This is a genomic window from Oryzomicrobium terrae (assembly GCF_008274805.1).
GTDB classification, from domain to species: Bacteria; Pseudomonadota; Gammaproteobacteria; order Burkholderiales; family Rhodocyclaceae; genus Oryzomicrobium; species Oryzomicrobium terrae.
The window spans coordinates 980,349-995,242 of the sequence record NZ_CP022579.1; the positions used below are offsets into that span (position 1 = coordinate 980,349).

Consider the following 14,894-nt stretch of genomic DNA (forward strand, 5'->3'; position numbering starts at 1 on the left):
GCAAACAGCCCGTAGCCGTTTAAGTAACAGTGGCCCGCGATAAATCGGCGCCAGCGAGGAGAACACCATGCGCGTAAGCACCGCCCAAATTTACGACACCGGGATCTTCGGTCTCCAGCGCAATCAGTCGAACCTGTTGAGCACCCACAACCAGCTGTCGACCGGCAAGCGGGTGATCAATCCGTCCGACGATCCGGTGGCCTCGGCCCGGGCCCTGGTGCTGGATCAGTCCAGGAGCGTCAACAGCCTGTACCTGGACAACCAGAAGACGGCCAATAACAACCTGAAGCTGGTCGAGGGCACCATGAGCTCGGTCAACGACCTGCTTCAGCTGGTGCGTGACCGGGCGGTAGCCGCGGGCAACCCGTCTCTGACCGAAAAAGAGCGGACCGACATGGCCACCGAGCTGGAGTCCCGCTTCCAGGATCTGGTCGGTATCGCCAATTCCCAGGATGGCACCGGCCAGTACCTGTTCGCCGGCTTCCAGGGGGGAAACAAGCCCTTCATCGTCAATTCCGCCGGTGGCGTGCAGTACCAGGGGGACGATGGCCAGATCGAACTGCAGGTCGAAGCCTCGCGCAAGATTGCCATTACCGACTCCGGCAACGACATTTTCATGCGCATCCGGGACGGTAACGGCAACTTCACCGTCAATACCGGCGGTAACGCCCTGAATCCCCCTTCCGGCCTGAACATGGGCACCGGGGTGATCGACAAGGGAGCGGTGACCGATCCGTCCAAGTGGAATGCCGCCGGCAATTCCGGCAACTTCACCATCAAGTTTGCCCGGGACTACACGGCCAATCCGCCCACCACCACTTACGACATTGTCGACAACGTCAGCGGCAACTCCTTGTTCACCGGGGCACCTCCTGCGGCCGCCGGCCCCCTGCCGGGTGGCGCTTTCATCCCCGGGCAGACCATCAAGCTCGCCGGCGGAGCCTTCGATTCCGGCGGTCAGGTGACCATCACCGGCCAGCCCGAAGACGGCGACAGCTTTACCGTGGCACCGAGCAAAAGCAATCAGGACATGTTCCAGACCATGCGTGACCTGATCAATTTGCTCAAGAGCCCGCCGGTGCAGACGGCCGGGCAGAAGATGACCCACAGCAACCTGGGGGCTGCCGCCACCAACTACACCAGCGAGGGGGCCGGCAATACCGAGATGGCCAACAAGCTGGGCGCCATCATCACCAATCTCGATCAGTCCCTCGACAAGGTGAACAAGGTGCGGGCCTCCCAGGGGGCGCGCATGAATGAACTGGACTCCCTGACCACCGCTGGGCAAGCCCTGGACGTGCAATACCAGTCGTCGATCTCCGATCTGGTGGACGTGGATTACTACGACGCCATCTCCAAGCTGTCCAAACAGTCGGTACAGTTGGAAGCGGCACAGAAGTCCTTTGTGCAGATCACCGGCCTCGGACTGTTCAAGATTCTCTGATGCCCTCGATCCTTCTCCGCTCGCCTGGCGGGCGTCGTCCTGGCGTTCGGGCCGGCACGCTGACGCTGTGTGGGGCGGCGCTATCCCTGGTGGCGGGGTGCTCCAATTTGGATGGCACCTATCCCAGCACGTCGTCGGTGATTCCCAACGCCAAGGTGCAGTTGACCGCGGCCAAGGCATATACCTTCGAGCAGATCGCCCTGACAGCAGGGGCGGGGGCCATTCTTTACCTGGTCTACGATCCGCTGGCGCCCAATTGGAGCATCCAGGAAGTGCGCCTCGACGATCGCACCTACCGCATGGCGCTCAAGCTCAAGCGCTTCCATATCGGTGGCTCGGGCGAGGCCTCCCAGATCTTCCGCCGACGCGCCGAACAATTGCGCCGCGAAACCGGCGCCGCCTCCTACCGGGTGCTGGAATACACCGAAGGGGTCGAATCGGGCACGCCCCAAGCGCAGCGGGTGGCCGAAGGGGCTGTGGAACTGGTGGCGGGGGCCTTCCCCCTGGCCGAGCCGGTGTCGGCGCCGACCACGCCCCGTTCCAACTTCTACCGCGACTAGCGCGCGCCGCTCCGCACGCCCGTCAGGGCTTGAAGATCAGCAACGAGGCATTGATCGACTGATCGATCAACTGGCTCAACGGCGCCACCATCGAGGGCAGGGACAGGGATATCAGCACCATGCCCATGGCCAGGGTGATGGGAAAGCCGACGGCGATCAGGTTGAGCTGGGGGGCAGCCCGGGACAGGACCGCCAGGGCGATGTTGGTGATCGACAGCGCCACCACCACCGGCAGCGCCAGCAGTAATCCCCCCGAGAACATCAGGGCCGAGAAGCGGACCAGGTTGAACCAGGAGTCCGGGTGCGGGAAGGGCGAAAACACCGGAATCAGGCGAAAGCTCTCCGCCACGGTGGCGATGATCGTCAGATGGCCGTTGAGCGAGAGAAACACCAGCAGGGCGAACAGGTTGATGAATTCGGTGACGACGGCCGTGTTCGCCGAGGAGTGCGGATCGTAGAAGGTGGCGAAGGACAGGCCCATCTGAAAACCGATGAATTCACCGGCCACTGAGATGGCGGCAAACGCGATGCGCATGGCGTAGCCCATGGCCACGCCGATGACGATCTGCTGGCCGAGGAGGAGCAGTACCACCAGGGAGTTCGGCTCCAGGGGCGCCGGCGGGGGCGGCAGCAGGGGGTGCAGCCCCAGGGTGACCGCCAGGCCGAACAGTAGTCGCACCCGGCGCGGTAAGGCCGTGCTGGAGAAGACCGGGGCGACGGTGATCAGCGACAGTACCCGGACCAGGGGCAGAAAAAACGACAGGATGAAGGCGTTGAAGTCGCCGCTGGAGATCGAGAACATGGCGCTCGGGGCGTTCGCCTGGGCGGCCTTTTAGCCGATCAACTGGGGAATGGCGGTAAACAGCCGGGTGATGAAATCCACCGCGGTCTGGATCATCCACGGACCGGCGATGATCAGGGTGGCGAACATGGCCAGCACCTTGGGTACGAACGACAGGGTCGCCTCGTTGAGCGAGGTGGCGGCCTGAAAGATGCTGATGAGCAGACCCACCACCAGGGCGACCGCGAGCATCGGCCCGGACAGGAGAATGGTGGCCTCTACGGCCTGGCGGCCGATTTCGACGACGGTACCGGTATTCATGGTGCAAAGCTCTGTACGAGGGAACCCAGGACCAGGTGCCAGCCATCGGCCAGCACGAACAGCATCATCTTGAAGGGCAGCGCCACCATCACCGGCGACATCATCATCATGCCCATGGACATCAGGGTGGCGCCCACCACCATGTCGATCACCAGGAAGGGAATGAAGATGATGAAGCCGATCTGGAAGGCGGTCTTCAACTCGCTGGTGACGTAGGCGGGCACCAGGATGCGCATCGGCACGTCCTCGGGCTTTTCGATGCGGTCCACCTTGGCGAAGCGCGCGAACAGGGCGATGTCGGCCTCCCGGGTCTGGCGCAGCATGAACTGCTTCATCGGCACCGAGGCCCGTTCGATGGCCTGGGGAAAGGTGATCTTGTTTTCCGACAGGGGCTGGTAGGCGTCCTGGTAGACCTTTTCCAGGGTCGGCGCCATGACGAAGAAAGTCATGAACAGGGAGAGACCGATCACCACCTGGTTGGGCGGCGCCATTTGCAGGCCGATCGCCTGGCGCAGCATCGACAGCACGATGACGATGCGGGTGAACGCCGTCATCATCAGCAGCGCTGCCGGGATGAAGGTCAGGGAGGTGAGGAACAGCAGCGTCTGGATCGACAGCGTGTAGTTGGTGCTGCCACCGGGGCCCGGGGTGCTGTTAAAGGCTGGCACGCTCTGAGCCAGCACTGGTGCGGCACTCAGGGCAAGCAGGCCGAAGATGCCCGCCAATAGGGCTTTTCCAGGCAGGCCCCGTGAAGATGGCCGACTGGCGCGGGGTTCCGCGAGGTGGTGATCAGGAACGGACGGAGCCATGACGGCGATCGATGAATTCTTTGAGTTTGTCGGCAAAGGGCGTGAGCAGCTCCGCCGGCGGCGGTGCTTCACCCTTGGGCAGGGTGTGCAGCGGCGTGATGCCTTGGGCGGTGATGCCCAGTACAAGCCAGGTATCGCCCACCTCGACGATGACGATGCGTTCCCGGGTGCCCAGGGGCAGGGCGGCCACTACCCGCATCAGTCCGCCTCCTAAGCCCCGCTGGCCTTGAACTTTGCGCAACCAGTACGCAGCGGCCATGAGCAGGATGAGGACCAGGATCAGGCCGAGCAGGGCTTGCAGAAGGCTGCCGGCGGCGAGCGGTGCTGCGGTACCGATGGCGGTGGCCGCATTTGCCGCCGTACCCGGAGGCGTTGCCGTGGCCCCGGCGGCCATATTCTCCCCTTCTGCCCGGGCCAGGGGCGCGGCCAGTAGCAAGGGCAGGCAAAGGCGGGAAAAGCGCCAGAAAAGGGAAAGGGGCATGAGGCTCGGGGACGCGTGCTTGAGGCGGGGAGATAAACCGCCCTATGGTAATCGAAGCCAGGGCAAATAAAAAACCGCCCGAAGGCGGTTGGACGGTACGTGGCACCCGTGAAAGGGCGGCCGGGCCGCGGCAGTGGCGCTTATCGGCCCAGCTTACGCATCCGCTCTGACGGGGTGATGATGTCGGTGAGGCGAATACCGAACTTGTCGTTCACCACCACCACCTCGCCCTGGGCGATCAGGGTGCCGTTGACCAGCACGTCCATGGGTTCGCCGGCCAGGGCGTCGAGTTCCACCACCGAACCGTGGGCCAGTTGCAGCAGGTTCTTGATGGTGATCTTGGTGCGGCCGAGTTCGACGGTGAGCTGGACGGGGATGTCCAGAATCATGTCGAGCTCTTTCATCATGCCGTTCTTGGACGATTCCTCGCCGAAGGACGGAAAGATGGCGGCAGGCTGGGCGGCCGGAGCGCTGCTGCTGGCAGCCTCGTCGGAGACGGCCTGCTCGGCCATCGCGGCGGCCCAGTCGTCTTCGCTGATTTGATCCTCGCCGCCGGTGTTGGGATTTTCCTGATTGCTATCCACGTTGTTTTCCAAGTCAGCCATGCTGCTCTCCCGTGTCGATCGGGGTGGGCGCGGGAGGGTCGAGCAGGTCGGCGTTAACGAAGCCCTCGACCTTCAGGGCGTACTGCCCGCCTTGCTGGCCGTAGCGGCAGGTCATGACCGGCACGCCGTCCACCGAGGCGGTGAGTTTTTCCGGGATGGTGACGCCGATGACGTCACCGGCTTTCATGTTGAGCACCTGACGCAGGGACACGGTGGCCTGGGCCAGGTTGGCGACGAGCTCCAGTTCCGCCCCTTGCAACTGGCGGCGCAGGGTGGCGACCCAGCGCTTGTCGGTGGACAGGTGGTCGCTCTGCATGGTGCTGTAGAGCAGATCGCGGATCGGCTCCAGCATCGAATAGGGGAAGCAGATATGCATATCCGCCGCCGCACCGCCGAATTCCAGGGTGAAGGTGGTGGACACCACGATCTCCGAGGGGGTGGCGATGTTGGCGAACTGGGAGTTCATTTCCGAGCGCACATACTCGAACTTGAGTTCCTGCACCGGCTTCCACGACCGTTCGTATTCGCTGAACACCACGCCGAGCATGCCCTGGATGATGCGCTGCTCGGTGGGGGTGAAGTCGCGCCCTTCCACCCGGGTGTGGAAGCGCCCATCGCCGCCGAACATGTTGTCCACCACCAGGAACACCAGGTTCGGATCGAACACCACCAAGGCCGTGCCGCGCAGGGGTTTGGCGATGATCAGGTTGAGGTTGGTCGGCACCACCAGGTTGCGGATGAATTCGCTGTACTTCTGCACCCGGATCGGCCCCACCGACACCTCGGCGTTGCGGTGCATGTAGTTGAACAGGCCGATGCGCAGGTAGCGGGCAAAACGCTCATTGACCAGTTCCAGGGTGGGCATCCGCCCGCGGACGATGCGCTCCTGGGTGCCCAGGTTGTACGCACTTACCCCGCCCGTGGCGGCGACTTCGGCCTCGGGCTCGTCAGTTTCCCCGGTGACGCCTTTGAGTAGGGCGTCAACCTCTTCCTGAGAGAGGAAATCCTGGGCCATGGGGTGGGTGTCCGGTTAAGGGGCGGTTGCGGGGTTACTGGATGATGAACGAGGTGAACAGGACTTCCTTGACCGGGCTCTCGGCTTTCTTGCCCTTGGGCGGCGGATCGAGGGTCACGTTGATGGTTTCGCGCAGTTCTTCGGCCAGTTTTTCCTTGCCTTCCTTGCTGGTGAGCTCGGAGGCCTTTTTCGACGACAGCAACAGGGTGATCTGGTTGCGCAGCTTGGGCATGAAGACCTTGAGCTTCTCGCCATCGGTCACGTCTTCCAGCTCAACCGAAATACCGACTTGCAGATACTGATCCCCCTGCTCGGGCACCAGGTTGACCGTAAAAGTTTCCAGGGCCTGGAACACGGGAGCATGCGCTTCCTTCTTCTTTTTCTTCGGCTTTTCCTGCTGGACCACGTCCTCGTCCTCGTCAGCGTGATCTGACTGCTTGAGCAGCAGGAAAGCGCCGCCGGCCAGGACGACGAGCAGAATGACGGACAGCAGGATGATCAGTAGCTTGGCGTTGCTTTTCTTCGGCGCGGCTTCGGCGGCCTTGGCTTCGGTCTTGGCCATGCACTCTCCCTAGAGGTAGTTGTTTGCGGTGGGGCGGGAACCGCGAGACCTGGATCGGACGACCCGGGCAGGCCAGTGTGCCATGTCGGTCATAACGGCCCGGAAGGGCCGGGACTGTATGGCTGGCGAGCAGAAAAGTCTCAAACGATTCGGATCAAACGGTGCCCTTACGCAAATGTGTCTACCAGACCAACACCTTGCCGGATCGGGCCCGAACGTCCGGATACCCCGTCGGCGCCTAGTATAGCAGTGGCCTCACCGCCACCTCCCTCGCCGCCCTGGCCCTTGCCGGCGCTACCCTGGCTGAACGAGCGGGGGTTCTGCTGTTGCTGTGCCATTTGCTGCTGTTGCGCCATGGATTCGCTGCCGACGTTGGTCTGGCCCAGGGATACCCCGGCGGTGGCCATCATGTCACGCAGGCGCGGCAGTGCGGCCTCGATGGCTTCCCGGACCTCGGCATGGGGAGAAATGAAGGTGGCGCTGGCTTTGGCGTCAGGTCCCACGTGGATGGTGACCTCCACCGGCCCGAGCTGGGGTGGGTTGAGCGTCAACTGGGCGCTCTGCTGGTCCTGCTTCACCATCCAGACCACTTTTTGGTTGAATTCTTCGCCCCAGCGGGCGTCGCGCACTGGAGTCTGGACGGTGGTGTCGTCGGTGGCAACTTGGTGGGGCTGGGCGTGGGTGGCACTGGGATTGGTCAGGGGCGTCGGCGGAGCGTCCGTGGCGGCAAGCTTGACGTCGGCATCCTTCAAGGCGGCATCGAAGCCGGCAGTTTTTGCCGCTTTGCCGCCATCTGCCGCCAGGCCCAGCAGCGGCGATTCTTCGCTGGGTGTCGCCATGGCTTCGCTCGGGGTGCCGGTGGTGATGGCAATGCTCGGCTCGGCCTTGTCGCCGGCGCCTGCCGCCGGAGCCACTTTGGTGGCGGGCTGCGGGGCGAGGTTGAAGGCCGCTTGCAGTCCAGCCATGAAGGCCGCGGGATCGGTCAGTTCGCTGTCCTCACCGACCGCGGGCTCGGCTTTGCCCTTGTCGCTGCCACCGGGCACGACGATCTCCTGGGTGCCGCTGCCGCGCAACTGGGCGAGCAGGGCCGCCATGAAATCCCCTTTGCTGGTCGGGGCGGTCTCGTTCGCGTCGCTGGCGTTGCTGTTGTTAACGCCAGCATTGGCCGAGGCCTGGGCAGGTGGCGGCACCACCTTGGCGATGGCAGAAGCAGTAGCGGCAGAAATTCCCATGAGGCCCTCGTGCACAAGCAGGCGAAGTTTTTGTCATGGGGTCTTTAGCAAGGGATATGCCAGTAGCCGGTGGCAGTGGCCGGAATGACCGGGTAGTAGTCTGTTTCAACCCGTATGCGCAGGTAGAGCTGCCGGGTGTGGTGACCTATTCCGGCTTGAAGCGGCGCGCGGCAAATTCGTCCTGGAATTTCTGGTCGCGCTTGTTTTCCACTAGGCGCTCGCCTTCCTGACGCTTGTGGAAGAGGGTGTCGATGGCTTTCAGCTTGTTGCGCTGGTGTAGCCACTCGGCCTGACCTTCGGCGGTGCGCAGCTCCGATGCGGCGACGGCGGCCCGCTGCTGTGCGATGGCCTGGTCGATGCGGTCGATGAATACCTGGTAGTTACGCCATACTGCCAGGGAAACGCCCTGGGTGCCGGCGTCGTGGAAGCGTGCCACGTATTCCTCCCGGTACTGGACGAGGAGTTGCAGCTTTGATTTGGCGTCCTGTTCGGCCGATACCAGAGCACCTAGGGCGCGGGTGGCATCGTCGACGCGATCTTGCATCAAATCGATGAGGGGTTGGAGCGATGCGGCCTTGGCCATGGATGACAGACGGGATTGTTGGTGGCGTATTCTGGACCTCAAGCAGACAGCTTAGTCCGACTGACGCCAAGGTCAAACGCCGCCGGGGCTAAACAGCTGCTCCAGTTGGGCAATGCTGTCCGGATAGGTGGAGCGCTCCCCCAGGTTTTGCACGAGAAAGGCTTCGAGCCGGGGAAAAGCACTGACCGCCTGGTCGAGCAGGGGGTCCGATCCGGGCGCATAGGCACCGACGGCGATCAGGTCGCGGGAGCGCTGATAGCGCGAGAAGAGTTGCTTAAAGCGGCGCACGTGGTCGAACTGTCCCGGGGTGATGAGGTTCACCATGGCCCGGGAGATCGACTGCTCGATGTCGATGGCCGGATAGTGGCCGGCATCCGCCAGGGAGCGGTTGAGCACGATGTGACCGTCGAGGATGGCTCGGGCCGAGTCGGCAATGGGGTCTTGCTGGTCATCGCCCTCGGCCAGCACGGTGTAGAACGCCGTGATCGAGCCGCCGCCGTCCGGTCCGTTGCCGGCCCGCTCCACGAGTTGGGGCAGTCGGGCGAAGACCGAAGGGGGATAGCCCCGGGTGACCGGCGGTTCGCCGATGGCCAGGGCGATTTCGCGCTGGGCCATGGCGTAGCGGGTCAGGGAATCCATGATCAGCAGCACCTGGTGGCCCTGGTCGCGGAAGTATTCGGCCAGGGTGGTGGCGTAGGACGCGCCCTGCAGGCGCATCAATGGACTGGTGTCGGCGGGGGCGGCGACCACCACCGCACGGGCCAGACCCTCCTCGCCAAGGATCTGCTCGATGAACTCCTTGACTTCCCGGCCCCGCTCGCCGATCAGGCCGACGACGATGATCTCGGCCTCGGTGTAACGGGCCATCATCCCTAGTAGCACCGATTTACCCACGCCGGAGCCGGCGAACAGGCCCATACGCTGGCCCCGACCGACGGTGAGCATGCCGTTGATGGCGCGCACGCCCACGTCCAGGGTCTGGGCGATCGGCGCCCGGGACATTGGGTTGACCGGTCGGGAGTGTAGCGGACGCATTGCCTCGGCATGGAGTGGCCCGTGGTTGTCCAAGGGGCGCCCGGCGCCATCCACAACCCGGCCGAGCATGGATTCGCCAACCGGGACCAGCTTGGTCCGGTCGGCGGCACGGCGGCGCATCAGGCGAGGCTGGTCGAGGCGCGGTTCGGCAACCGTGCTCTCGTAGGGGGCGACCCGGGCCCCCGGCGAGAGCCCGTAGATATCGTCCGACGGCATCAGAAAGAGCTTTTCACCGTGGAAACCGACCACTTCAGCTTCCACCGGCGCGCCGCCAACCGGCATGATTTTGGCCGAACTGCCAAGCGGGAGTTTCAGGCCGGCAGCCTCCATGACCAGACCGTTGATGCGGGTGAGCTTGCCAGAAACCAGTAGCGGCGCGGCGCTATCCAGGCCCTCGCGGCACTGGGACAACAAGGTCTTTAGCTTGGCGTGCCGGTTGACCGGCTGCGGGGCGCCGCTATCGACCGGCGTTTCGATATCCGGAGCAGGGGGGGCTGCCGGCTGAATTTGATCGGGTTCCACGCCAGGTTATTCCAGCCAATCCTGGTGGAGGCCGATGGCGTCCAGGGTGCGTTTCCAGCGTGAGGCCAGGGTGCCGTCCACTTCACTACTGCCGGCTTCGACACGACAGCCTCCCGGCGGCACGGACATGTCCTCCACCACCCGCCAGCCGGCGTGCTGGATCTGCTCGCCCAGGTGCTCGCGCACCAGCGTTGCATCGTCCGGGTGCAGGTAGAGCAGGGGGCGCTCGGCATGGGGCAGGGCAACCAGGGCCTCCCGGACCACTGCCAGCAGTAGCTCGGGCTTGACTCGCAGAGCCTGGCGAATGACCTGGCGGGCCACTTCCAAGGCGAGGGCCAGCACGTCGTCGGCCACGGTTTGATCGAGGTGGCGCGCAGCCCCGTCGAGTTGTTCGGCCAGGGCCGCCAGCCGGGCGGCTTGGGCATGTACCTCGGCCAGGCCTTCATCGCGGCCGGCGGCATGGCCCTCGGTATAGCCCTGGTTGTAGCCCTGCTCACGGCCTTCGGCATAGCCGGCGTTATGACCGGCTTGGCGCGCCTCCTCGTGGATATGCTCAAGCTCCTCCGCCGTGGGCAGGGGCGTCACCGGCAACTGGGAATCGGGGAGTTCGTGAGATTCCACCGTGGCTGGCGGCGGTTCCGGGGGGGCATCGAAAGCTGCCAGCTCGTACCGTTCGTAGGCAGTGAGCTTTTCTTTGGGAATGTAGTTCTCGGCCATGGATCAAAAATGCGCTAACACCAGGGGGCAGGGGGTCAGACGAACTGGTCGTCGCCCTTGCCACCCATGACGATCTGGCCTTCGTCGGCAAGGCGCCGGACGATCTTGAGGATTTCCTTCTGCTCTGCTTCCACTTCGGACAACCGCACCGGGCCCTTGGCTTCCAGGTCTTCGCGCAGCATTTCGGCGGCACGCTGGGACATATTCTTGAAGATCTTCTCGCGCAGCCCTTCGGAGGCGCCCTTGAGCGCCAGGATGAGGGAATCGGACTGGATTTCGCGCAGCAGCAGCTGTACCGAGCGGTCGTCCAGATCGTTGAGGTTCTCGAAGACGAACATCTCGTCGAGGATCTTCTGGGCCAGGTCAGGATCGTACTCGCGGATCGAGTCGATGACCGATGTCTCGTTGGCGGTACCCATGAAGTTGAGGATTTCGGCCACGGTGCGTACGCCACCCATGGCGGCCTTCTTGACGTTGGCCGAACCGGAGATGAGGCCGAGCATGACGTCGTTGAGTTCTTTCAGGGCCGCCGGTTGGACGCCTTCCAGCGTGGCAACGCGCAGCACCACGTCGTTGCGCAGGCGGTCGGTGAAGTAGGAGAGGATTTCGCTGGCGTGGTCGTGCTCCAGGTGTACCAGGATGGTGGCAATGATCTGGGGGTGCTCGTTCTTGATCAGATCGGCCACCGTCGGGGCGTCCATCCACTTCAGGCCTTCGATGCCGTTGGTCTCGCCGCCTTGGAGGATGCGCGAGATCAGGTTGGTGGCCTTGTCGTCGCCCAGGGCCTTGGTCAGCACGCTGCGGATGTAGGCATCGGTATCGACGTGCAGCGATGCTTGTTCCGAGACGATGGCGTGAAACTCTTCGAGCACCTGCTCGATGCGCGCCCGGGGCACGGATTTGAGGCCGGCCATGGCGTGGCCAAGCTTTTGCACCTCCCGCGGGCCGAGGTGCTTGAGTACTTCCGCGGCATTTTCCTCGCCCAGGGCGATGAGCAGGATGGCGCTCTTTTCAACGGCTTCGTCAGTGGCTGCCATGGGGCGTTACCAGGAGGAGTGCTGCGCCGATCAGGCGCCGCCGTCCATCCAGTCCTTGATGATGTTGGCCACGGCCTTGGGGTTCTCCTTGGCCAGTTCCCGGGCTTCGGCAAGCTTCTGCTCGAAGGGGTTGATATGGAGGATGGTGCCGTCCTCGTCCTCGATGGTTTCCATACCGGGTTCCTCTTCCTCCTCTTCTTCCTCGGGAGGGGGGAACATGGTCTTCAGCGCCGGGCGGATCACCATCATGATGATCAGCATGACGATGCCGGCCACCGCCAACCACTTCAGCAGTTCCTTGCCGAACTCGATGGCCTCAGGCTGCTTCCACAACGGAATTTCCAGGGTCGTCTTGTCGCCCAGGTTGAACGGTGCGTTGGCTACCGACAGGGTGTCGCCCCGGTCCTTGTTGTAGCCCATGGCCTCACGCACCAGATCGTTGATCTGTTTGATCTCCTGCTCGTTCAAGGCCCGTTCGATCACCTTGCCGGTCTTGTCCTTGTCCGGCCGGTTGTTGACCACCACCGCCACCGACAGGCGGCGGATGTTACCGATCGAGCCCTTGGTGTGGCGGATGGTACGGTCCACCTCGTAGTTGATGGTGGAGTCCTTGCGGGTGTTGACTGGCTGGCCGGCGGAATAGATCGGTGCGGTCACGCCGGCGGCGTCGATCTTGCCCGGTGGCGGAGGTTGCTGTCCGGGGGCAAGAGGCTGGGCACCGGTGCCGCCCACGTTGGGTTGGGTCAGGGGGGCGGTGGCCGGTACCGGCGGCTGGTTGCTCAAGGCGCCGGGAACGCCCTGGGCCGGTGGGTTGACGTTGGCCGTTTCGGAAATCTGCTGGCTGCGGATGGAAATATCGGGTGGCGAGCCGTTGGGGCGATAGCTTTCGGCGGTCTGCTCGTTCTGCGAAAAATCCACGTCGGCAGCCACCTGAACTCGGGCGTTGCCAGGGCCGACCACCGGTGCCAGGATGTCGTCGATGCGCTTGATCACCGAGGCTTCGACCTCGCCGACGTACTTGAGCTGGGTGGGGTCGAGGCCGGCTTCGATCAACTTGCTCTTGAGTTGGGAGAGCAGGTTGCCCTGCTGGTCGATGACCGTGACGTTGGCGATTGGCAGTTGCGGTACGCTGGAAGCGACCAGGTGCTGGATGCCCGCCACCTGGGCCGGCTCCAGGGCCCGCCCCGGGTAGAGATGCACCATCACGCTGGCGGTGGGCTTCTGCTCTTCGCGGACGAACACCGACGGTTTGGGAATGGCCAGGTGTACCCGGGCGTTCTCGACCGTGGCCACTGACTGGATGGTGCGGGACAGTTCGCCCTCCAGGGCGCGCTGATAGTTGACCTGTTCGGCAAACTGGCTGATGCCGAATTTCTGGTTCTCCATCAGCTCGAAGCCCACCAGTCCGCCTTTCGGCAGCCCCTGGGAAGCGAGGCGCAGGCGGACTTCGTGAACCTTGTCGCTGGGGACCAGAATGGCGCCGCTACCGTCGGAGAAACGGTAGGGAACGTTCATCTGCTCAAGGCTGGCGATGATGGTGCCGCCATCTTTCTCCGACAGATTGGAGAACAGCACCTTGTAGTCGGGCTGGCGGCTGGCCAGCACGGCACCGACAATCAGCGCGACCACGGCGGCCAGCGCCACCATGAGGATGATCTTTTGCTGGTTGGTGAGCCGGTTCACCCCTTCCCGGAGACGGTCCAGGGGCTTGGTCGCAGGCGGCGGAGCCTGCACGGCATCGGCTGAGGTGTCGGTGGCGGCCGCCATGTTAGGTGATTAGGTCTCGGTGAGAGGTCGCGCTAGCGGAGTCGGATGAAAAGGGCCGCAAGGCCGGGAAAATGTCCAGCCCGGGCGATTTTGCCGGGTGGGCTCCGAAAAGCGAAAAAATTCCGTGAAATATTCTACTATGGCGGCCGTAAACAAGGGCCAGTTCTTGCTGGTCGTGATATCGCCCCGCGAGGTTCTGTTGTGACCGATGCCGATCGCATGACGGAGGTGAAGGCCGAGGAATTGCAACGGGCCTTCTCCGTTTTCAACCAGGTTTCCCAGGAGCTGACCCAGGCCTACGAGGCGCTTCAGGGGCAGGTGGTGCGCCTGACGTCTGAACTGGAAGTGGCCAACGGTAAATTGCGTCGCCAGTACCAGGAAAAGGAAGCCTTGTCCGAGCGCCTCTCCCTGCTGCTCAATGCCTTGCCGGCGGGGGTGGTGGCGGTGGATGGGGCCGGAGTGGTGACCAGCACCAACCCCGCGGCCCAGGAAATGCTCGGTCGCGACCCGGTCGGTCTGGAGTGGCGCCAGGTGTCGAAAGAGGTGCTGCGGCCTTCCGCTACGCCGGACGAGTGGTGCCACGGCGAACGGCGCCTCTCCACGGCGGAAAGCCCCCTGGATTCATCGGGAGGGCGGATCGTCCTGCTGCACGACATCACCTCCGCCCACGCCATGAAGGCCAGCCTGGAGCGCAGCCAGCGCCTGGCGGCGATGGGCGAGATGGCCGCGTCCCTGGCCCACCAGTTGCGTACCCCTCTGGCCACGGCGCTGCTCTATAGCAGCAACCTGGGGACCCCCGACCTGGCCGATGATGCGCGCATGCGCTTCGCCGACAAGGCGACCACCCAACTCAAGCGGCTGGAGCGCCTGATCCAGGACGTGCTGCTGTTCGCCCGGGGTGAGAGCATCGGCCGGGAGGTGGTCTCGCTGGACGGGTTGATGCTGGAAGCGTCCCTGGCCGTCGAGGCGCTGATGCGCCGCCAGGGGGTCGAGTTCATCGTCGAGGGCGCGGCGCCGGGGCTGGTCGTGGTCGGCGACCACAAGGCCCTCTCCGGGGCCCTGATCAACCTGCTTGAAAATGCCTTGCAAGCTTGCGAGCAGCGCAGCGCGGCCGGAATCGCCCCGGCGGTGCACCTTGCCTTGACGGTGTCCGGAGGGAGGGCGTACATCGCCGTGCGCGATACAGGCCCGGGTCTTGCTCCGGAAATGGTTGCGCGTATTTTTGAGCCCTTTTTCACCACCCGGGGACAAGGCACCGGTCTCGGCCTGGCCATCGCCCTCGGCGTGGCCCGGGCCCATGGCGGTACCATCGATGTCCGCTCCACCCCGGGCGAGGGCGCCGAGTTCATCCTCGAACTGCCCGCCGGCACGGCGCCGGCGGCGAATCCGGCGTCACCCCCCGAATACTGATTGCTTTCACTGT

16 protein-coding genes are annotated in these 14,894 nt (G+C 64.0%); 3 read left to right on the forward strand and 13 right to left on the reverse strand.

Going from position 1 to position 14,894, the window contains the following annotated elements; genetic code table 11:
* The first annotated feature begins 67 nt into the window (after positions 1–67).
* A complete protein-coding gene (flgL, locus tag OTERR_RS04535; protein WP_054620496.1) occupies positions 68–1,444 on the forward strand; it encodes a flagellar hook-associated protein FlgL in 1,377 nt (458 codons plus the stop codon).
* On the forward strand, positions 1,444–2,004 hold the full coding sequence (locus OTERR_RS04540) for a hypothetical protein (RefSeq protein ID WP_187775306.1): 561 nt from the start codon (positions 1,444–1,446) through the stop codon (positions 2,002–2,004). Before flgL ends, OTERR_RS04540 begins: the two co-directional genes overlap by 1 nt.
* Positions 2,005–2,026: 22 nt before the next feature.
* Here the strand turns inward: OTERR_RS04540 and fliR are convergent, their stop codons facing one another.
* The 13 genes from fliR to fliF form a co-directional block, all read right to left on the reverse strand.
* The gene (gene fliR / locus OTERR_RS04545) at positions 2,027–2,806 is read right to left on the reverse strand and encodes a flagellar biosynthetic protein FliR (RefSeq protein WP_149424990.1); all 780 of its coding nucleotides are present in this window, start codon (positions 2,804–2,806) and stop codon (positions 2,027–2,029) included.
* A gap of 30 nt (positions 2,807–2,836) precedes the next feature.
* On the reverse strand, positions 2,837–3,106 hold the full coding sequence (fliQ, locus tag OTERR_RS04550) for a flagellar biosynthesis protein FliQ (RefSeq protein ID WP_054620493.1): 270 nt from the start codon (positions 3,104–3,106) through the stop codon (positions 2,837–2,839).
* Positions 3,103–3,831, reverse strand: a complete 729-nt coding sequence (gene fliP / locus OTERR_RS04555; RefSeq protein ID WP_281290349.1) for a flagellar type III secretion system pore protein FliP — start codon at positions 3,829–3,831, stop codon at positions 3,103–3,105. The genes fliQ and fliP overlap by 4 nt, the downstream gene beginning before the upstream one ends.
* A gap of 64 nt (positions 3,832–3,895) precedes the next feature.
* Complete coding sequence (gene fliO / locus OTERR_RS04560) at positions 3,896–4,396, reverse strand: flagellar biosynthetic protein FliO (protein WP_149424991.1); 501 nt, start codon at positions 4,394–4,396, stop codon at positions 3,896–3,898.
* A 140-nt stretch (positions 4,397–4,536) separates the two neighbouring features.
* Positions 4,537–5,001, reverse strand: a complete 465-nt coding sequence (fliN, locus tag OTERR_RS04565) for a flagellar motor switch protein FliN (protein ID WP_149424992.1) — start codon at positions 4,999–5,001, stop codon at positions 4,537–4,539.
* Positions 4,994–6,016, reverse strand: a complete 1,023-nt coding sequence (fliM, locus tag OTERR_RS04570) for a flagellar motor switch protein FliM (RefSeq protein ID WP_054620490.1) — start codon at positions 6,014–6,016, stop codon at positions 4,994–4,996. The genes fliN and fliM overlap by 8 nt, the downstream gene beginning before the upstream one ends.
* A 34-nt stretch (positions 6,017–6,050) precedes the next feature.
* Positions 6,051–6,578, reverse strand: a complete 528-nt coding sequence (gene fliL / locus OTERR_RS04575) for a flagellar basal body-associated protein FliL (protein WP_149424993.1) — start codon at positions 6,576–6,578, stop codon at positions 6,051–6,053.
* Between the two features lie 167 nt (positions 6,579–6,745).
* Positions 6,746–7,810, reverse strand: a complete 1,065-nt coding sequence (locus OTERR_RS04580) for a flagellar hook-length control protein FliK (RefSeq protein WP_149424994.1) — start codon at positions 7,808–7,810, stop codon at positions 6,746–6,748.
* 145 nt (positions 7,811–7,955) lie between these two features.
* A complete protein-coding gene (gene fliJ / locus OTERR_RS04585; RefSeq protein WP_246154334.1) occupies positions 7,956–8,354 on the reverse strand; it encodes a flagellar export protein FliJ in 399 nt (132 codons plus the stop codon).
* Positions 8,355–8,465: 111 nt separating this feature from the next.
* Entirely contained in the window at positions 8,466–9,842 is a 1,377-nt protein-coding gene (gene fliI / locus OTERR_RS04590; protein WP_246154454.1) for a flagellar protein export ATPase FliI, read from the reverse strand.
* A 114-nt stretch (positions 9,843–9,956) separates the two neighbouring features.
* Complete coding sequence (gene fliH, locus OTERR_RS04595; RefSeq protein WP_149424995.1) at positions 9,957–10,667, reverse strand: flagellar assembly protein FliH; 711 nt, start codon at positions 10,665–10,667, stop codon at positions 9,957–9,959.
* Positions 10,668–10,702: 35 nt separating this feature from the next.
* Positions 10,703–11,704 (reverse strand): flagellar motor switch protein FliG, encoded by a 1,002-nt coding sequence (gene fliG, locus OTERR_RS04600; protein ID WP_054620485.1) that lies wholly within the window; start codon positions 11,702–11,704, stop codon positions 10,703–10,705.
* A 30-nt stretch (positions 11,705–11,734) separates the two neighbouring features.
* Positions 11,735–13,471, reverse strand: coding sequence for a flagellar basal-body MS-ring/collar protein FliF (fliF, locus tag OTERR_RS04605; protein ID WP_149424996.1), 1,737 nt, complete (start codon positions 13,469–13,471; stop codon positions 11,735–11,737).
* 201 nt (positions 13,472–13,672) lie between these two features.
* On the opposite strand from fliF, the gene OTERR_RS04610 reads away from it, so the two are divergent.
* On the forward strand, positions 13,673–14,881 hold the full coding sequence (locus OTERR_RS04610) for a sensor histidine kinase (protein WP_342780113.1): 1,209 nt from the start codon (positions 13,673–13,675) through the stop codon (positions 14,879–14,881).
* Positions 14,882–14,894 lie beyond the last annotated feature (13 nt).